General features: G+C 55.1%; 19 protein-coding genes and 1 riboswitch. Of the genes, 9 read left to right on the top strand and 10 right to left on the bottom strand.

Annotation, left to right across the window (positions count from 1 at the left end):
• Positions 1–62 precede the first annotated feature (62 nt).
• Positions 63–1,289: an ROK family transcriptional regulator gene (locus VJ369_RS00105; RefSeq protein WP_324090128.1), complete on the top strand. Its 1,227-nt coding sequence runs from the start codon at positions 63–65 to the stop codon at positions 1,287–1,289.
• A gap of 11 nt (positions 1,290–1,300) precedes the next feature.
• Positions 1,301–2,323 (top strand): sugar phosphate isomerase/epimerase, encoded by a 1,023-nt coding sequence (locus tag VJ369_RS00100; protein ID WP_324090127.1) that lies wholly within the window; start codon positions 1,301–1,303, stop codon positions 2,321–2,323.
• A 17-nt stretch (positions 2,324–2,340) separates the two neighbouring features.
• Here VJ369_RS00100 and VJ369_RS00095 read toward each other — a convergent pair whose 3' ends face one another.
• Positions 2,341–3,342 (bottom strand): AEC family transporter, encoded by a 1,002-nt coding sequence (locus VJ369_RS00095; RefSeq protein WP_324090126.1) that lies wholly within the window; start codon positions 3,340–3,342, stop codon positions 2,341–2,343.
• A gap of 168 nt (positions 3,343–3,510) precedes the next feature.
• On the opposite strand from VJ369_RS00095, the gene VJ369_RS00090 reads away from it, so the two are divergent.
• Positions 3,511–4,266, top strand: coding sequence for an SDR family oxidoreductase (locus tag VJ369_RS00090; protein WP_324090125.1), 756 nt, complete (start codon positions 3,511–3,513; stop codon positions 4,264–4,266).
• Between the two features lie 77 nt (positions 4,267–4,343).
• Complete coding sequence (locus VJ369_RS00085; RefSeq protein ID WP_324090124.1) at positions 4,344–4,760, top strand: hypothetical protein; 417 nt, start codon at positions 4,344–4,346, stop codon at positions 4,758–4,760.
• Here VJ369_RS00085 and VJ369_RS00080 read toward each other — a convergent pair.
• The 3 genes from VJ369_RS00080 to VJ369_RS00070 all read right to left on the bottom strand — a co-directional run bounded on the left by VJ369_RS00080 (position 4,740) and on the right by VJ369_RS00070 (position 6,040).
• Positions 4,740–5,180, bottom strand: coding sequence for an SRPBCC domain-containing protein (locus VJ369_RS00080; protein ID WP_324090123.1), 441 nt, complete (start codon positions 5,178–5,180; stop codon positions 4,740–4,742). The genes VJ369_RS00085 and VJ369_RS00080 overlap by 21 nt on opposite strands.
• A 48-nt stretch (positions 5,181–5,228) precedes the next feature.
• Positions 5,229–5,486 (bottom strand): hypothetical protein, encoded by a 258-nt coding sequence (locus VJ369_RS00075; protein WP_324090122.1) that lies wholly within the window; start codon positions 5,484–5,486, stop codon positions 5,229–5,231.
• Positions 5,487–5,578: 92 nt separating this feature from the next.
• Complete coding sequence (locus VJ369_RS00070) at positions 5,579–6,040, bottom strand: MarR family transcriptional regulator (RefSeq protein ID WP_324090121.1); 462 nt, start codon at positions 6,038–6,040, stop codon at positions 5,579–5,581.
• 135 nt (positions 6,041–6,175) lie between these two features.
• On the opposite strand from VJ369_RS00070, the gene VJ369_RS00065 reads away from it, so the two are divergent.
• From VJ369_RS00065 to VJ369_RS00055, 3 genes are read left to right on the top strand one after another with little or no spacing between them, the layout of a single operon-like run.
• Complete coding sequence (locus tag VJ369_RS00065) at positions 6,176–7,207, top strand: tellurite resistance/C4-dicarboxylate transporter family protein (protein ID WP_324090120.1); 1,032 nt, start codon at positions 6,176–6,178, stop codon at positions 7,205–7,207.
• Positions 7,208–7,216: 9 nt separating this feature from the next.
• Entirely contained in the window at positions 7,217–8,218 is a 1,002-nt protein-coding gene (locus tag VJ369_RS00060; RefSeq protein WP_324090119.1) for a pirin family protein, read from the top strand.
• Positions 8,219–8,232: 14 nt separating this feature from the next.
• Complete coding sequence (locus VJ369_RS00055; protein WP_324090118.1) at positions 8,233–8,565, top strand: GNAT family N-acetyltransferase; 333 nt, start codon at positions 8,233–8,235, stop codon at positions 8,563–8,565.
• Here the strand turns inward: VJ369_RS00055 and VJ369_RS00050 are convergent.
• From VJ369_RS00050 to VJ369_RS00035, 4 genes are all read right to left on the bottom strand, one after another.
• The gene (locus VJ369_RS00050) at positions 8,562–8,750 is read right to left on the bottom strand and encodes a DNA-binding protein (protein ID WP_324090117.1); all 189 of its coding nucleotides are present in this window, start codon (positions 8,748–8,750) and stop codon (positions 8,562–8,564) included. The two genes, VJ369_RS00055 and VJ369_RS00050, sit on opposite strands and share 4 nt — an antisense overlap.
• Positions 8,751–8,763: 13 nt before the next feature.
• Positions 8,764–10,146, bottom strand: a complete 1,383-nt coding sequence (locus tag VJ369_RS00045) for an MFS transporter (RefSeq protein ID WP_324090116.1) — start codon at positions 10,144–10,146, stop codon at positions 8,764–8,766.
• Between the two features lie 304 nt (positions 10,147–10,450).
• Complete coding sequence (gene dnaB / locus VJ369_RS00040) at positions 10,451–11,806, bottom strand: replicative DNA helicase (protein ID WP_096255165.1); 1,356 nt, start codon at positions 11,804–11,806, stop codon at positions 10,451–10,453.
• A gap of 648 nt (positions 11,807–12,454) precedes the next feature.
• Positions 12,455–12,955, bottom strand: a complete 501-nt coding sequence (locus tag VJ369_RS00035; RefSeq protein ID WP_324090115.1) for a flavin reductase family protein — start codon at positions 12,953–12,955, stop codon at positions 12,455–12,457.
• A gap of 107 nt (positions 12,956–13,062) precedes the next feature.
• Positions 13,063–13,179: riboswitch (SAM riboswitch) on the bottom strand.
• Between the two features lie 189 nt (positions 13,180–13,368).
• Here VJ369_RS00035 and VJ369_RS00030 point away from each other — a divergent pair.
• Together VJ369_RS00030 and VJ369_RS00025 are read left to right on the top strand one after the other, a co-directional pair.
• Entirely contained in the window at positions 13,369–14,472 is a 1,104-nt protein-coding gene (locus VJ369_RS00030; protein ID WP_324090114.1) for a PQQ-dependent sugar dehydrogenase, read from the top strand.
• 157 nt (positions 14,473–14,629) lie between these two features.
• The gene (locus VJ369_RS00025; protein ID WP_324090113.1) at positions 14,630–16,234 is read left to right on the top strand and encodes an AMP-binding protein; all 1,605 of its coding nucleotides are present in this window, start codon (positions 14,630–14,632) and stop codon (positions 16,232–16,234) included.
• 70 nt (positions 16,235–16,304) lie between these two features.
• Here VJ369_RS00025 and VJ369_RS00020 read toward each other — a convergent pair whose 3' ends face one another.
• The gene (locus VJ369_RS00020; RefSeq protein ID WP_324090112.1) at positions 16,305–17,012 is read right to left on the bottom strand and encodes a transposase family protein; all 708 of its coding nucleotides are present in this window, start codon (positions 17,010–17,012) and stop codon (positions 16,305–16,307) included.
• A 9-nt stretch (positions 17,013–17,021) separates the two neighbouring features.
• Positions 17,022–17,516 carry a hypothetical protein gene (locus VJ369_RS00015; RefSeq protein WP_324090111.1) on the bottom strand — a complete coding sequence of 165 codons (495 nt, stop codon included), beginning with the start codon at positions 17,514–17,516 and terminating at the stop codon, positions 17,022–17,024.
• Positions 17,517–17,639: the final 123 nt, after the last annotated feature.

Raw genomic sequence — 17,639 nt, 5'->3', positions numbered from 1 at the left:
TAATTATTGTCATTAGTTGTGATCTGGACAACATCTTTTGCCGAGTATGTTTCACTAGAGTCATGGCCATGACGATCAAAGCCCCCAAGCCACCTACCGCTGCACCTGGTGCAGGGGAACTGTTTCAGTTTCTGCGTGATGGCAAACCGCGCACGCGCTCGGAGCTCGCCCAGATCACCGGGTTATCGCGATCCACCATCGCAGCACGTGTAGAAGCACTGCTTAACCTCGAACTCATCGGCACCGTCGGGGCCAGCGCGTCTTCCGGAGGCAGGCCACCGTCAAACTTTGCTTTCGCACCGACATCGCGCACGGTGCTCGCCGCCGATTTAGGAGCCGCGCACGCCATTTTGGCGCTGACCGATTTAGCCGGGAACATCATTGACCACTTGCGCGCAGATGTCGACATCGCTGCCGGCCCCGTTGCTACCTTGACATGGGTCGTGGAGAGCTTCACGGAACTACTTCAACGTAATGCACGCGGTGTAGATACACTTTCCGGCATCGCCATTGGTGTCCCTGGCCCGGTCGAACATTCAACGGGGCGCCCCACCAAACCTCCGATCATGCCCGGCTGGAACGACTTCGATATCCCGGGCACCATCCAAGAGCACTTTGATGTCCCGGTCCTGGTCGACAACGACGTGAACATCATGGCGCTGGGCGAGAAAACGCTGTCTTGGCCTACTACCGAAAACCTTATTTTTGTGAAAGTCGCGACCGGGGTCGGCGTGGGCATCATTAGCGGTGGCAAGCTGCAGCGTGGTGCTCAAGGCTCAGCTGGGGACCTAGGCCATGTGCAAGTTCCCGGCGGAGAAGATAAACCGTGCAGCTGCGGAAACACCGGTTGCTTAGAGGCTCTTGCGGGAGGGGCAGCGGTAGCTAAAAACCTGGCGGTTCTAGGTTATCCAGTACAGACCGCATCCGACGTCGGAAAACTCGCCGAGGAAAATAACACCGCCGCGATTCAAGTGCTCCGGCAAGCCGGACGCGATATCGGGGCAGTGCTTGCCATGTGCGTCAATCTTCTCAATCCCTCGGTAATCGTCCTGGGTGGACGCCTGGCCCGCGCTGGCGAGCACGTCATCGCCGGAGTACGTGAAGTCGTCTATTTCCGATCCACACCCTTGGCGACCCAACATCTGGTCATCGGCGGCTCGACGGCGAAAGACATGGCCGGTGTCCGTGGTGCAAGCATGCTGGTCATCTCGCACGTCCTTTCCGCCGAGGCAGTCGACGAACTAGCCAATTCCCGAGCCGCCGCCCGATCCTCACACGAAACCACCTAGGAGAGCCTGCGATGAATACCGACCCCGCAACCCACCCGGTAACGCTCTTTACCGGGCAATGGGCAGATCTTCCCTTCGAGCACGTAGCTAAGTTGGCCGCGGACTGGGGTTATGACGGGTTGGAGATCGCTGCCTCCGGCGATCATCTAGACCTTAAACGTGCCGACGAAGATCCAATTTATCTGAAATCACGTCTGGAGATCTTGGACCGGTATGGATTGCAGGTTTATGCAATCTCCAACCATCTCACTGGTCAGGCCGTCTGTGACGATCCCATTGATTTTCGCCATCAGGCTATGGTGCGCACATACACCTGGGCAGACGGAGACGCTGAGGGGGTACGCCAGCGTGCCGCGGAAGATATGAAACGCGCGGCCAGAGTGGCCCGCAAGCTCGATGTTAACGTGGTGGTGGGATTTACCGGCTCAAAAATTTGGCCCTACGTCGCCCAATTTCCACCGGTTCCCGCTTCGGTTATCGAAGCAGGTTATGAAGATTTCGCCACCCGTTGGAACCCAATTCTAGATGTTTTCGATGACCAAGGCGTGCGATTCGCACACGAGGTTCATCCTTCGGAGATTGCGTATGACTACTGGTCTTCGGTGCGAAGCCTCGAAGCAATCGAATACCGCTCGGCATTCGGTTTTAATTGGGACCCATCACATATGATGTGGCAGAACATTGATCCAGTGGGATTTATCTGGGACTTCAAAGATCGGATTTACCACGTGGATTGCAAGGACACCAGGATGCGCACCCCTAACGGGAGGGCTGGTGTTCTTGGTTCACACCTACCATGGGGTGATCCTCGCCGAGGTTGGGATTTCGTTTCTACCGGCCACGGAGACGTACCGTGGGAGGACGCGTTCCGGGCACTGAAATCTATTGGCTACACCGGCCCCATCTCAGTTGAGTGGGAAGACGCCGGAATGGATCGTTTGCTTGGTGCCAGACAGGCGCTAAGTTACGTCCGCTCGCTGCTGTGGAAACTGCCCGAAGCAGGGTTTGATGCTGCATTCAGCAACCAAGAATGACCCCCGGGTGCAGCAAGCTACTTGAGCACCAGCTGCGCGAGTACCGGGAGGACCACCACCGACAAGGCGCAGGTGATCACGATGGCTAGTGCGGTCGGCTCACCATCACCGGTGTCGTTTTGCGCCATGATGTACGCCGTGGCCGAGGTAGGCATAGCTGCCATCAGCACCGCCGTGTTGAACCACATCGCATCAAGTTCTGGAGCAAAAATCCAGAGCAATGAAACCGTGAGCATTGGCAGGGCTAGCATTTTGCCCACCACCATGATGCCCATGGTGCGTTTTGCCGCTCGCACCGGAACCGCAGTTGCCGAGGCACGCCGCTTTAATGTTCGTTGAACCGTACGCCGCAAGGACAACCCGATCACGAACAACGCTCCGGGAGCCGCTGCGGCGGCGATTAGATCTACCGTGTCATCTATCGGCTGCGGTACCGGGATCCCCCACATGACTACCGCCCCGCCAATAACCATCGCCCACGTCACGGGGCTGTAAATCAGCGCATTTCGAATAGTCAACGCGATGCGACGGCCACTTGGCTTGTGCCCGTTTCCCGGACCGATTGGCATCATGAGCTGCGCGAGAATCGGGAATCCGACCATGAAAATGACGTTGTGGATCAATTGCCCCATCCCGGCGGCAAGGCCGGCTTGGCTGCCGAGCACTCCGAGAATTACCGGAATCCCTAAATACGAGACATTACCGAAGCTGGTACTGAGCATCCCTGCCAGGGAACGGCCGCGGTCCACGCGAAGCACATACCGGAAAATCACCCAACAGCTGAGCGCGAAGAGCAACGTAGCTAGAACCGTAATCCAGAGAAAATCCAATGGAACGCCATGACTGATGTCGGAGCGGGCAACTACCTTGTACAACAGTGCCGGCAGCGCTACATAAAAAACGAAGACGTTCAGTGCTGGTTCAACGCTGGGCGGGAACTTCGGTGAATAGCTAACCGCATACCCAATGAGCATCACGAAAAATAGCGGCAAAACACCGAACAGCACGTCGAGGAACACACGAATCCTTCACAGGTCTTTTTGAGTCTTTCTAAGCCTAGTAGTTAAGGTGCTGGCGCTGCGCATCGGCGTAATATCCGTGGACCGAGTTCAGTCATTGGCCGACTAGTTCATATGCTCTGTAGTCAGGCACCACTGTGCTGAACTTTGGTGTCCTAAGGAGAGAAAATGGCTACTGTAAATACGTCTCGTTCAACCATCTTGATAACCGGCGCCGGATCCGGGATTGGAAAAGCGACCGCGCAAACGCTGCTCAGCCAAGGCTGGAATGTGGTGCTGGCCGGGCGCACCGAGGACACACTCCGCCAGGCTGCCCAGGACCACGAGCATGCGCTTGTACTCACCGCCGATGTAACCAGCGCCGCTCAAGTCCATGAGTTGTTCACCAAGGCCACCGCTCACTTCGGCAGACTCGACACCCTGTTTAATAATGCTGGTACCTTTGGCCCTGCGGTATCAATCGATGAATTGCACGAGGACGATTGGGACAGGGTCTGCCGGGTCAACCTCACCGGTGCGATAAATTGCGCCCGCGAGGCCTTTATCTATATGAAAGCTCACGACGGTGGCCGCGTCATCAATAATGGCTCTATCTCTGCGCAGGTTCCTAGGCCGCGGTCGGTGGCTTATGCAGTCACCAAACACGCTATTACGGGGCTCACAAAATCCATCGAGCTAGATGGCCGGCCGTTTAATATTTGCGCGTCCCAAATAGATATAGGCAATACCGCAAGCGACATCATGAATGAGCTAGGCACCGCTCAGGGTGCATTGCAGGCCGATGGCTCGCTCAAGGTCGAACCAACATTCGCTTTGCAACAGGCGGCGGATGCGGTGGCTTTCCTCGCCAATAGTCCACTGACCGTGTCGGTCAATCAACTAACCATTACCGCTGCCGGAATGCCATTTATCGGTCGCGGGTAAGGCTCTGCCGACTCACCGCAAAAGTGGTGACTATAGTGGGACAAACCATTTAAGTCCGAAGCCAGGTGAGTGAAAACATGTCAGCCGAACGTTCAAACTTACAGATCAGTTATCCGCAGAATTGCGGTAACGCCCCACGGCATCAAATCATTCAAGAAGTGATTGTCGCCTTGCACAGCAAGGACGTCGATCATCTGAAACGGTGGGTGAGCGACGATATTGAATGGGAAATCGTGGGCTTTGAGACGTTGCACGGAATTGATGCCCTATGCCAATGGGTGAGCACTTCCAGAGAAACGAAGTCTTTAGAATTCAAAAGCGTACTGACTCACGGACGCGAGGGCAGCACCGACGGAAACGTCACCAACGAGCAAGATATCTCCGCGGCCTTCAGCCATGTACTGCGCTTCACCGGGGCAACCAAAACAGCGCGTATTGCCTCCGTGCGCAGTTACCTAGTCTCCAGGCCCCACTTAGAAGTATTCGGACAATAACGATTCAAGTTTCGCGAAGGCCGAATTCCACGCCTTGGTGCTGGTGTCGATGACCTCGTAAGGCAGCGGCGTCTGCGTGAGAGTCACATAGGTTTGTCCTGCGAATTCTTTGAAGTCCACCTTGGTGTGAATCACCAGATCCAAGGTCATCTCATGAGGGCCGTCGGCACTCGCCAGACAAGTATGTTCATCAAAGATGGTGATTACAGCCTTAAGAGGCACCTGTGCTTCGGGGTTATCGCCCTGCTCCATGGTCAGTTCGTGACGTCCGCCGACTTTTGGTTCCAGGATGACCGAGCCATCTTGCACGTTCCACCCTTGCGGGCCCCACCATTGGGCGATAATTTCTGGCTCAACAAAAGCCGCCCACACCGCGCTACGCGGTGCGGTGAATTGCCGGGACACTACAAGTTCAGTCATTTCCTGCATATTCAGATTTTACCGTGGTCCTTCTCAGGAATCGACTGACTACTGTTTGGGGCGACGCGATTCCATGCGGTTTGTGGTGTAGATGGTCTGTTCATCAGGCTGTGTTCCGGCGGCTTGATGTGCGCGCAACACCATCATGGCCCGATCCCACTTGATTCGTTCACGCGGACTGGTGGCTACCGAGCGTTCAGCCGGGCCGAAGATGCTCAGGCCTAGAAACTTTAGACGCCAAAGGGCGCGGTACCGAAGGCTTAGTCCGGTGGTATCTCTGATGATGGGTAGTGGTGACTCGTCCATGGTGTAAACCTCATGCTTGTCGGTGCGCCTGGGCGGGCTACGTCAGTACTTCAAGTCTACGCTATTAGTTGGTGCACCAACTATATTTTAGGTCACTCCCTCGGCGCAGAAATTCCCGCGTTCACTACCGAGCCAAGAATCTCGCACAGCTCAACAACCTTTTCTTCGCTGAGGTTCAGGCGCTGCATCATCTCGCCAGGAACATCCAGAGCGTGTTCACGCAATGCGCTGCCCTGCGCCGTAATTTCAATCAGAATTGCACGTTCATCCCGAGGGTTCTTGCGACGTTCAAGCAAACCGGCTTTTTCAAGCCGTTTCACCAACGGAGTGAGGGTTCCCGGATCCAAATGCAGCTTCTCGCTGAGTTCACGAGCGCCCATCGGGCCGTGCTCCCATAAAGCCAGCATGACCAAGTACTGCGGGTGGGTCAGCCCCATCGGGTCAAGCACGGGTTTGTAGGCTGAAATCACCGCGCGTGAGGCGACCGCTAACCCGAAACATAATTGACGTTCAAGCTTAAGCAGATCATCACGACGAAGATTGGTAGTGTCCACGATGTTTAGTTCTCCTTGAGCTCATCCCGGTACCTTCCTTAAGATCGTACGCCAGCAACCTGAGACGCCGCTTGGATACCGAGCCCCGCTCGCGCTACCCTCAAATTTGAGACCGAAGAATACGAGGAACTACAGGTGAACCAAAAACTCGATGGCATACGCCGGCGCTTCTCCCATTGGGTTACCGCTCTTGCCCCCTCGGTATTTTCGTCCGTCATGGCCACCGGCATCATTGGCTTGGGCTTGGTTCTGTCTGGTTTTATCGCATTGGGACAAGTATTTTCTCTGCTCGCCTTCGTCATGTTCCTTGGATTGCTGGGCGTACTGACGCTACGCGCGGTTCGGCACCCAGCCGCGATGCTGTTAGATATCTTGAACCCTGCTGTTGGTTTTGGGTTCTTCACAGTCGTCGCGGCAGCCAACGTCCTGGCCTTAGGTTTGGCAGTTTTGAATATGCCAGGCGCCGCACTAACAGCCATGATTTTTGGTGCGCTTCTCTGGGTCGCGGGCACCTATGCCATTCCTGCCGGATTGGTATTGCATGAGCGCCCCGAGCCTGCGCTGACACTTGCCAACGGCTCGTGGTTCCTCTGGGTTGTTGCGACACAGTCGGTGGCAGGCGGCCTAGCGCACCACACTTACCTCGGATCCTGGACACCGATGCTGTCCTTAGGTATCTGGTTGCTGGGCTGCGCGCTTTACCTGCTGACCGCAACACTGGTGACGGTACGGATGATTCGCTACCCAAATCGTGCTGAAACACTCTCCCCCACCTATTGGATCTTCATGGGTGCCACGGCGATCAGCGTCCTGACTGGCTCGCAGCTTCTAGGCTTAGCAAATAGTGGTGAAATTCCTCAATGGCTGCAGGCAAACATCGCTTTCACCACGTTGGCGTTGTTGTCTATCGGGCTGTGGTTCATCCCGCTGCTGATAATTTTTGGGATCTGGCGACATGTGATGCATCAGCATCCGGTCAGCTACGAGACCGGGTTATGGGCCATTGTGTTCCCGCTGGGCATGCTCTCCACAGCTTGCCTTTCACTGGGGTCTATTCCGGACTTCACCGCGCTCTTTGCCTTGGGGCAAATACTTATCTGGGTTGCGGTCGCAGCCTGGGCGGGAACCATCGCGTTATGGGTGGCACGAATGAAACAACCTGCCTAGTCTTATCTTATGAGCAACCTCGAACCAGCCCCTGCGGAAATTGACTGCAGTAATCTCGACGCGCATCTAGAGGTACAGACCCTGGAACCACGCCCAGTTCCCTTGGGTGGTCCACGAGCTATGACCGTATTCCGCACGCTTCCCCAGCGTCAGCGGAGCTTGATTGGCGCTTGGTGTTTCCTTGATCATTACGGTCCGGATGACGTTTCGCTCACCGGCGGCATGAATGTGCCGCGCCACCCGCACACCGGGCTGCAGACAGTTTCGTGGTTATTCACTGGAGAAATTGAGCACATCGATTCTGCGGGAAATCAGGCGATAGTACGTCCCGGTGAAGTGAACTTGATGACCGCCGGTTATGGCATCACGCATTCGGAGTTCTTGTGTGAAGACTCCACCGTCTTACACGGAGCACAGCTGTGGACTGCGCTGCCGGACCGGGTTCGCAATATGGAACCGACCTTTGAGAACTTCCGTCCAGAGCCAATGAACGGCGCTGGCTGGATGCTCAACGTATTCCTAGGCTCCCTGTCCATCGGCGATCAGATTTCTACCTCACCGGTGAAAACACATAGCGAACTCAGTGGCGCCGAACTGCATCTAGAAGCCGGAGCCGAAGTCGACATCGTCGTGCCCGCCCATCACGAACACGGACTGCTCATCGACCAGGGCCAAGCCACGCTTAATGGGAATCAGTTGGAACACCGTGAACTCGGATTTGTCCGGGCCGGCTGCACCATTCTGCGAATTAAGGCAGGTGACGAGCCATTGCGCGCATTGCTTATTGGTGGCGAGCCACTAGGCGAAGACATCCTCATGTGGTGGAACTTCGTGGGCCGCACGCATGAAGAGGTCCTCGCTTTCCGTGCTCAATATCAGGCTGAAATTGGTGCCGAACCGGGAGATGCCTCAGAAGATCGGTTTGGACCTTTCCCAGCGAACACTCCGGCGGCATTACCTGCCCCGGCCTTACCCACCGTCCGGCTACGTCCCCGCGTGAACCCTTCGTAGAAAGTTGAATCAGCATGAGTGAGATTACCCCCGCATATCTTCCGGATCGCAATCGTTATGCCTTGGACGACAACGGAAAGTTGATTGGAGCCGCACACTACCGTGATTTTCAGGGCTCGCAAGGCGTCGAACGGATCTTCTTCCACACGGTAGTAGACGAGGAATACAGCGGCCAAGGACTAGCCAGCGTGATGGTGAAATTCGCGTTGGATAACACGATCTCCGGCGGAGCAAAAATCGTCGCGGTCTGCCCTTATGTCAAGGCCTATATTGCCAAACATCCTGAATTCCAAGAGCATCTAACCGCAGCCACGGACGAGCATTTAAAGGCTCTGCCAAGCGCTTAGCCCTTCATGGTGAGTCCGCGCTCGGCGAGCGCTTCGCTAAGAATCTTCAGGGCTTTCGGCCCCACCCCGTGGAGTGCTGCGAGTGCTTTAAAGCCGGTGTCCCCTGCCTGTTCCAGGTTGGTGATGCCGGCTTTTTCTAATGCCCTGGTTGCAGGTGCCCCGATCGCCGGTAATTTGGTAGCCATTAGACCAGCATAACTAGACACTTACTACGGCACTGGCTTTGGTGCGCGGGGCGATGATCAGCAGCACTAGGATCAGGAACAGCGAGAACGTGAACACTGCGACAAAGCCAAAGCCGATAGCGGCCATGGCGAAGATGACACCACCTAGCGCGGTCACCGATGCATTGCCTAACGAGTCTGCCATGGTCATAGCCGAGGAGTTAAAGCCTTGTTCCGACTTCGTAGACAGGGCAAACATGTTCACGTTTTGTCGAGGGAAGATCATCCCCATGCCAAATCCGCCAACCGCCCATCCGGCGACAAGTACCACCACGGGAGGACGGAACAATGCCGCGCACAACGCTGTGGAGATTGCGATAACACCGGCTGCGCCGCCAATCGAAATGCAGGCAGCGTTGCTGAGCCGATCGCCGGCTCTGCCTTGCAACCAGGATCCTAACGACCACATCAATGCGGATGCCGTCAGGACTAGCCCGGCGCGGTCTGGGGCTAAGAAGTAGTCTTCACGGAGCATATAGGGGAGATAAATCTCAGCCCCGAAAAATGCGCCAGCTACCAGCGTGCGGGTCATTATTGTGGCCGGTAGTCCGCGACGTACTGTAAAAGTTCCACGCGGAAGCAAGGGTTTGATGGCTACCAGCGCGAGTACCAAAGCGGCCAGCAACCCGGCAAAGGACCACCCGGTACCGGCATTGCCAAGTAAATTCATCACGATGACCAGTGCACCGGTGAGCGCCGCCAATAGTAGGCGTTTAGTTGAGACCGGCCCAAAGCTCGGATCACGTTCTGCGGACATTCGGTGCAAGGTGGGGACGATAGCGATAAAGGCCAGAGCAATAAATACTAGAACGCCAAGGAATACCGCGCGCCAATGGATATAGGTGGCAATGAGCCCTGCAATCCACGGACCAGCCAGAGCCGGGATCACCCACGCGGTGGCGAAGAGTGCAAAAATTTTTGTATGGAGAATTGTTGGGTAGGCTCTGGCGATCAACACATAAATGGCCACAGTAATAGCGCCCCCGCCAATCCCCTGCAAGATCCTTCCAAGAATCAACACCTGCATGGTGTTCGCCGTCCCGCAGATCAAGAGGCCGATAACAAAGACACCCACCGAGGCATAGAGCGGGATTTTAGGACCACGCCGATCCGATATTTCACCTGCGGCAACCATGCCGAGCATGGCACTAGCCATGGGAGCGGCAAAGGCCAGCGCAAAGTATCGTTGCCCGTCTAATAATTCGCTGACCAACGGCATTACGGTGGTCACCGCCATCGACTCAAAGGCCACCAAGAACACTAAAACAAACATTCCCACGGTAGTGGCTAAATATTTGGCGTCGTAGATTGACTCGGTACCCGAAGTTTTTGCGGGTGGGGTGGGTGACGAAGGCATACCGTCATTCTTTCATCGAATGTCACGCCCACAGATTCGGCACCTCTGGTTAGCATTTATTCAGCTTTGCTTTGTAAGCTGAAAGCATGCTTAAAGAAGATACACGTCGCCGCATGGTCAAAATCACCGCGGTTTCTCTAGCCGTGATGGTTGGTGCCACGGGAATTCTTTCCAGCGGGGTGCTCAGCCTTTTCTAGCCTGGCCAAATTGCGCGAGGGCTAGCTACTAACTTAAAAATGTTGGGCTCAAGAAATCTCCATGATTTCTTGAGCCCAACATTTTTGTTTTGGTTTAACGCAGGCTCTTAGCCGTCGTTTTGCATGTTGCTGAAGCGCGAGTAGTGACCTTGGAAGGCCACGGTGATGGTCTTGGTGGGACCGGCACGGTGCTTAGCGATGATCACGTCGGCTTCGCCTGGACGATTTTCCTTGTCATACACGTCATCACGGTGCAGCAAGATGACCATATCGGCGTCCTGCTCGATCGAACCCGATTCACGAAGGTCCGAAATCATTGGCTTCTTGTCGGTGCGTTGCTCAGAACCACGGTTCAGCTGCGACAGGGCAACCAGCGGAACGTCTAGCTCCTTGGCCAGCAGCTTGAGGTTACGTGAGAACTCAGAGACTTCCTGCTGACGCGATTCCACACGCTTACCGGAGCTCATCAGCTGGAGGTAGTCCAAGATGATCATGCGCAGCTCATTGCGTTGCTTGAGCCGGCGGCATTTCGCGCGAATTTCCATCATGGACATATTCGGCGAATCGTCGATGAATAGCGGCGCTTCGTTCAGCCGTCCCATCGTGGTGGCAATCTTGGTCCACTGCGCGTCCTCTACCGAGCCCTTACGCAGGTCCTGGAGCTGAATGGATGCTTCGGCTGAGAGCAGTCGCATGGCAATTTCATTGCGGCCCATTTCCAGGGAGAAGAAGACGGTGGCCATATTGTTCTTGATGGCCGCGGAACGGGCGAAGTCCAGCGCAAAGGTTGATTTACCCACTGCCGGACGGGCCGCGATGATAATCATCTGTCCGCCCTTCAAACCCTGGGTCAGCTCGTCAAATTCGTAGAATCCAGTAGGCACACCGGTGATGCCGTCGCCGGCATTCGCTGCGTTCTCGATTTCATCAACGGTTCCTTCGATGATGTCCGAGAGGCGTACGTAGTCTTCACTATTTCGGTTTTCGGCAACCTTGTAGACCTCGGCCTGAGCTTCGTTCACGATGGCGTCAACTTCACCATCGGGCGAATAACCCATCTGCACGATGCGTGTTCCAGCATCCACCAGACGGCGGAGCACCGCACGCTCACGGACAATCTCAGCGTAGTAGCCGGCGTTAGCGGCCGTTGGTACCTGTTGGATGAGATTGTGCAGATAGGCGGCTCCACCGACACGGGCGATCTCGCTGCGTTTGGTGAGCAGATCTGAGACGGTCACGGCATCGGCAGGCTCACCACGGCCGTAGAGGTCGATAATTGCATCGAAGATTGACTCGTGGGCTGGACGATAAAAATCTGTACCACGCAATACCTCAACCACGTCGGCGATGGCATCTTTAGACAGCATCATGCCGCCGAGAACCGACATTTCGGCAGGAATATCCTGCGGCGGAGTACGACCCGCCTCAGAACCCTGACTCTCGTAGACCGGTTCCGCACTCATAACAGACACTTCCATCCCCTATTGAACCTCTGGGAAATACCCTTGTGCCCCGATGGCAACGCTCAAGCATGTCACTGCCGACCGACGCTATAGCGTCAGCGGTACCTGTGGATATATCAGTCCCAAAGCCAACAGTAGGTCTCTTATCCATAGCCGTAAACTCGGTTATCCACAAGATCTGTGGATAAGCAGGCTCTCACTGTGGATGAACCTGTGCGTGACTTGGGGAGAAGCTTGTGGATTACCCCACTTAAACTCATTAAAATATGCGCTGACTTGTATCAACGTATTTTCATCCCTGTGGATAGAAAGTTTATTTCTTTGTAGAGACAACCTTCTCAAATTACGTTGTCCACAGGATAAAGTCCGGAATTACGGTGTTTTTTGACGCATGAGCTAACTTATCAACGCCCCATCCACAGACATGTGGATAGTTTTGTGGATAATCAAGGGTCTTAGAAATCGGTAGTCACAGCGACTATAAGCTACTGAGACGTAACTTTGGGTAAAGTAATCCACAATTAAACCCAACGGGGCCCGCGTCAACGTGTGACGTATAAAGTCACCGGAATCAAATCGAACCCGCTGTTTAAACAGCATCGCGCCGCCATCCTCTTGACCAAGAGGATGGCGGCGCGAAAAAGCTATTTAGACGAATTCCGGGACTGGTAAGGAGTGAAATCGTGAATCATGGAAAATCGATGGAAGATGCTCGGCAAGCTTATGACCGTGAACTTCAAGGAGAACTACCCAGTGATCCCCCGCTTCAACCTCACTATAAATTGAGGTGTCGAGCCATAGCGTGGAGTCCTCAATGAACAATGAACCATCAGCGCTACTGTGTGTATCAAGACCGTGGAACCGATCGCCCTTCTTCGATGCGATCTGCCCGCAGACTCCTTCATTACGCTCACTGAGCACTGAGACACCGATACGGTTAGCATCGCGCAGCTTAGGCCAGGTATTTGAGGTCTTCTGCACCGCAAACATCACCAGCGCGGGTTCCAATGAGACACCGACCGTAAACGAGGAGGCAACAATTCCCGTTTTCTCGCCGTCGATATCGGCGCAAAGCGCGGCAACTCCCGATGGGTGCTGGGCGAAAACTTTGCGTAACGTCAGCGCGTCAAGCTCTTGATTCAAAGACATGCTTTGCTTCCTTCACTTCGATACACACCGGTACGGCGACGGTCGGCGGCAGGACAAAAGCATCTACTGCATGCTCTGGCCCGCCGTCGAAGGTTTTACGCCTCGATGTGCGGTACTTGTATCGTGCGGTGTTGCACGACACCGAATCCTCACCTGGAGCACCCCGCTACCGTATAGAGGGTTGCCGGCCAGCTAGCCAGGGCTTGTTACTGACGCTCATGATTCTGATTAAACGATATTGGGCAACGTACGTAAGCGTCAAACAAATCGCTTCGCAAATCGAAATATTCGACCTGAAATTCGATGAGCACCCAATTTCTGCTGGCAAATCAGAAAATTGTTCATTTTCGATGTTGCTCAAACTTGTCCCAAAACTCCCTTGCGCATTGAACCAATGTTGCTAGCCTGATCCCATGCGTCCCGGACCAGTTGCCATCGGTAAAACCAGTGCTTGCCTCGGAATTGCTCTGGCCTGCGCTGTTTCCATAACGGCCTGCACGGCGCAGCCATCAACAACACCAGACGCCCTGTCCAGCAGTGCGACTGCACCACAAGCAACTGAACCTCGTGTCGTTGCTAACGAGTTGAATGCTCCGTGGTCGATGGTTTTCGCGGAAACTACGCTCTTGGTTTCAGAACGTGATTCTGGACGAATATTGGAAATAGATGTCCAAGGAAACCAACGGGAGGTGGGCAAACTCGACGACGTGGTTCACGGTGGTGAGGGTGGATTGCTCGGTCTGGCTTATCAACGGCCATATCTGTTCGTCTATTCGACCGCCGCCGAAGGGAACCGAATCCAACGCTTCAGGGTCACCGGCGAGGCTGGAAATCTGAGTCTCACAAATCCACAAACTCTTATCTCAGGGCTGCCATCGGCAACAATCCACAATGGCGGACGGTTGGCCATCGGACCAGATTTGATGCTCTACGCAACCGTTGGTGATGCGGGAAACGAATCTTCGGCTCAAGATTTAGACAGCCTCGGTGGCAAGATCCTGCGGCTCACCATCGACGGTGAAGTTCCCGAAGATAACCCATTTCCCGATTCACCGGTTTTTAGTTTCGGTCATCGTAATCCGCAGGGGCTCGCCTGGGCGAGCGATGGAACCATGTATGCCAGCGAGTTCGGGCAAAACCGCTGGGACGAGCTGAACCTGATCAAGGCGGGTGCCAACTACGGTTGGCCGGTCACCGAAGGGATCGCTAATAATGCTGGCTACGTAGACCCCCTCCAACAATGGAGCACGCGGTCTGCGAGTCCTAGTGGCATGAGCATTCACCAAGACGTACTTTATGTGGCTAACTTACGGGGTGAACGGCTGCGAATTATCGATTTGAGCTCACCGAGTGTTTCCACAGAAGCTCTCGCCGGCCGCTACGGAAGGTTTCGGGATGTAGCGGTTACTGCTGCCGGGGAACTTTTGGTATTGACCAATAACACCGACGGTCGTGGCACCGCGCAGGAATCTGATGACAGGATTCTCGGTATTTTTCCCGCAAAGTTTAATCAGTGACTCAGTCACTGACCGCTGAATTCCACCCACTCGACGCAATGAGACCGCGCTTCTTTGTTTGAGTCTGAGGTTCATGCCACGATACTAGGTGGAAGTGCTTCAGCTCACATGAGAATGTTGAAGTGAGCCACACGATGGATCAAAGGAAGTCGCGCACATGGTTATGACTCAGGCAAACCATTCGGAACTCACCCCTCTGCGCTTCTTACAGCGCTCGGCCGAGGTTTATCCAACCAAGACCGCGATCATTCACGGTTCGCGAAATTACAGCTACGCGGAATTTGAGTCCCGCGTGCAACGCTTTGCGCAGGTCATCAAGGCGCGCATCAACCCAGGTGACCGAGTCGCCGTGTTGGCCCCCAATTCTCCAGAAATGCTGATGGCGCACTACGCGGTACCACTGGCAGGAGGCGTGCTGATCGCTTTAAATACGCGACTCACCGCCCACGAGCTGCGCTACATCATGGATCACTCTGAGGCGAAACTGCTTTTTGCCGACACTGAGCTGCTGACTAATACTTCGACCTTGCGTGCCGAGATTTTGAGCCTCGAAGCGCTGATCGAGATCACCGATGATCAGTACACCGGCCAACGCCCCGAGATTGCCGTGGACGGGACACTAGATCAACTGCTCAACGCCGCTTCGACCGCGGAACCACTGGCCTATGAGGTGGCAGATGAGCGCGCGCCCATCGCCTTGAACTACACCTCGGGCACCACTGGGAAGCCCAAAGGGGTGCTCTACTCGCACCGCGGCAGCTACCTCAACTCGCTCTCCGAGGCGCACCACCAGGGTTTCAGTACCAAAACCCGCTACCTCTGGACACTGCCAATGTTCCACTGCAACGGGTGGTGCACACCGTGGGCGGTCACCGCAGCCGGTGGCACTCATCTTTGCCTGCGTGGCGTCCGCGAAGAGGCAGTCTGGGATGGCATTGAAGAACTGAGTGCAACGCACCTCTGCGGAGCTCCCACGGTTTGCTCAATCATTGCCGATGCGCCGCGCGCTCACCAGCTCCAAAAACCACTGCGCATCACCACCGCGGGCGCTCCACCTTCGCCAGCGATTATCGCCAAGCTTCAAAAGTTGGGTATTGAGGTAGTCCACGTTTACGGCCTGACAGAGGTTTATGGTCCTTACACGATCTGCGAATATCAAGACGAGTGGGATCAGCTGGGCGAGGATGAGCGTACCTCCCTGCTCTCCCGGCAGGGCGTGGGCATGCTGACCGCAGAAAGTGCTCGGATAGTTGACGAGAATATGGTGGACGTTCCGCCCGATGGACAGACCATGGGTGAGATTGTTTTGCGCGGAAATAACGTCATGATTGGCTACTACCGTGACGACGCGGCCACGGAGCAGGCATTTGCCGGCGGCTGGTTCCACACCGGAGATCTTGGGGTCATGCATCCCGACGGCTACATCCAGGTGCGTGACCGGGCGAAGGACATCATCATTTCTGGTGGCGAGAATATCTCCACCATCGAGGTGGAACAGGCGTTGGCTTCCCATCCTGAAGTGTTGGACTTAGCGGTCGTGGGGTTGCCTGATGAGAAGTGGGGAGAGCGCCCGGTCGCCTATGTCATCCGAGCCAGCGGATCCATCCTGGATGAGCAGACCTTGATCGGTTTTGCGCGTGAAAAACTCGCCGGATATAAGGTCCCACGAACCATCGTCTTCCCACAGGATCTGCCACGCACCTCCACCGGCAAGGTGCAAAAGAATGTCCTGCGTGCTCAAGGGATGAGCGAAACTAAATAAGCGCGACCCGGACTTATCTTCAGGGCGCCTTGCCTCATGTCAATATGCTCGCGAAAATTAACCCCATGCCTCAACTAAATTGCTCGCCAAACTCAGTATTAGTTCCATTGTTACGGAACTTAGAGCGGGCAATCAGCTGTCCCTGAATCTCCGCGATCCGTCTGTTGATGGCCGCCGGATTCAAAGAATAGTTGATCGCCGCGAGCTCTGCCGCATGCGCTTCATCCATGGCCTTCAAATCGATGATCCGCTGATAAGCGGTGCGTGGAGCATCATACGTCCGCTTCCTACGCCCTGACCGTGCGGTGCCGTAACCGTTGGCTTTCACCATGGGCAGCAGATGGTTCTTCCGCTGGTCCACCAACGTCCAGAGCTCATTGAGCAACGCCATCTCTTCAGGGGTTTCATACCTGAATCTGAACGCGTGCTTGCGCACCCAATCACGATTTCGTTGCTCCACATGCGCATTATCGTTGTGCTTGTACGGTCTGGCCCGCGTCAGCGCGAGGTGGTTCGTTTCGGCCCATTCAATGAGTTGGACGTTGATGAATTCACCGCCGTTATCGAAATCCAGTCCCGTCATCGGATAGGGTAAATCCGCCACCAGCGTTTGGATGCCGGCCACGACGTTGCGGTGGGCACGGTTCTTCACCGCAATATTAACTGTCCAGCCAGTGAATACGTCGGTGAGCGTGATGGAGTAGAGGTACTCGCCTTTGAGGCTATGTCCGCAGTGCGCGACCGTATCGACTTCAAAGAAACCAGGTTGTTGTTCCATCGCAGTCCCTTACCAGCGGACTTTAATCTCCGAGCGCAGCATTGAGCCCGGTTTGGTCGCCGAAAGGGACAGCGGGTATCTGGCATCCCGGACTTTCTTCAGGTGACGGTCCATTGTGGCAGCAGACATGTTTTTCAGTTCAGTTTTCACCTCGTCGGTGAGTAGTACGGAGAGTTTTCCGAACTCATTGAAGCGTTCAAGGCGTTCGATGTCCTCTGAGACTGTTGCGGCGAGGTATTTGCCGCAGGGGTCCCCGCAGAGCGTCCAGATACGCTCTAAGATCGTGTAGGACGCGAGCTGGTACTTACTGGCTCTGCGCCGTGGGATTGGTGTGGGAACCTTGCCGGTGTTTCGGTTGTATTCTGTGCTCAGACGGCGTCGAGCGTTGGCTCTGGACCAGCCGGTGGATGCACAGAGGTAGTCCAAGAGGATTCCCTTTTCACGTTTCGTGGCTTTGGCGTACTCTTTGGCGAAGCCTTTAACGATTTGATGACGAGTGTTCATCGAGAGTCCTTGTTTCATCACTCCAGCACACCGCTATGCTCGCTGGAACACCAGAGTTTTCGCGAGCAAAAGTAAATGAGGCATGGGCTTCATTTCGCGAGCATTCATGATGAGTCAACGCGC

The organism is Glutamicibacter sp., from assembly GCF_035257265.1.
Classification (GTDB): domain Bacteria; phylum Actinomycetota; class Actinomycetes; order Actinomycetales; family Micrococcaceae; genus Glutamicibacter.
The sequence above is the reverse complement of the archived record's forward strand: the minus strand, read 5'-3'. Positions and strand labels throughout refer to the sequence as shown.

Bases quoted from the DNA above. Each gene is read 5' to 3' on its own strand.
- VJ369_RS00080 (WP_324090123.1), bottom strand. From the start codon at position 5,180: ATGACTGAACTTGTAGTGTCCCGGCAATTCACCGCACCGCGTAGCGCG.
- VJ369_RS00105 (WP_324090128.1), top strand. From the start codon at position 63: ATGGCCATGACGATCAAAGCCCCCAAGCCACCTACCGCTGCACCTGGT.
- VJ369_RS00055 (WP_324090118.1), top strand. From the start codon at position 8,233: ATGAGTGAGATTACCCCCGCATATCTTCCGGATCGCAATCGTTATGCC.
- VJ369_RS00090 (WP_324090125.1), top strand. From the start codon at position 3,511: ATGGCTACTGTAAATACGTCTCGTTCAACCATCTTGATAACCGGCGCC.
- VJ369_RS00035 (WP_324090115.1), bottom strand. From the start codon at position 12,955: ATGTCTTTGAATCAAGAGCTTGACGCGCTGACGTTACGCAAAGTTTTC.
- VJ369_RS00020 (WP_324090112.1), bottom strand. From the start codon at position 17,012: ATGGAACAACAACCTGGTTTCTTTGAAGTCGATACGGTCGCGCACTGC.
- VJ369_RS00045 (WP_324090116.1), bottom strand. From the start codon at position 10,146: ATGCCTTCGTCACCCACCCCACCCGCAAAAACTTCGGGTACCGAGTCA.
- VJ369_RS00100 (WP_324090127.1), top strand. From the start codon at position 1,301: ATGAATACCGACCCCGCAACCCACCCGGTAACGCTCTTTACCGGGCAA.
- VJ369_RS00015 (WP_324090111.1), bottom strand. From the start codon at position 17,516: ATGAACACTCGTCATCAAATCGTTAAAGGCTTCGCCAAAGAGTACGCC.
- VJ369_RS00050 (WP_324090117.1), bottom strand. From the start codon at position 8,750: ATGGCTACCAAATTACCGGCGATCGGGGCACCTGCAACCAGGGCATTA.
- VJ369_RS00030 (WP_324090114.1), top strand. From the start codon at position 13,369: ATGCGTCCCGGACCAGTTGCCATCGGTAAAACCAGTGCTTGCCTCGGA.
- VJ369_RS00025 (WP_324090113.1), top strand. From the start codon at position 14,630: ATGGTTATGACTCAGGCAAACCATTCGGAACTCACCCCTCTGCGCTTC.
- VJ369_RS00075 (WP_324090122.1), bottom strand. From the start codon at position 5,486: ATGGACGAGTCACCACTACCCATCATCAGAGATACCACCGGACTAAGC.
- dnaB (WP_096255165.1), bottom strand. From the start codon at position 11,806: ATGAGTGCGGAACCGGTCTACGAGAGTCAGGGTTCTGAGGCGGGTCGT.
- VJ369_RS00060 (WP_324090119.1), top strand. From the start codon at position 7,217: ATGAGCAACCTCGAACCAGCCCCTGCGGAAATTGACTGCAGTAATCTC.
- VJ369_RS00085 (WP_324090124.1), top strand. From the start codon at position 4,344: ATGTCAGCCGAACGTTCAAACTTACAGATCAGTTATCCGCAGAATTGC.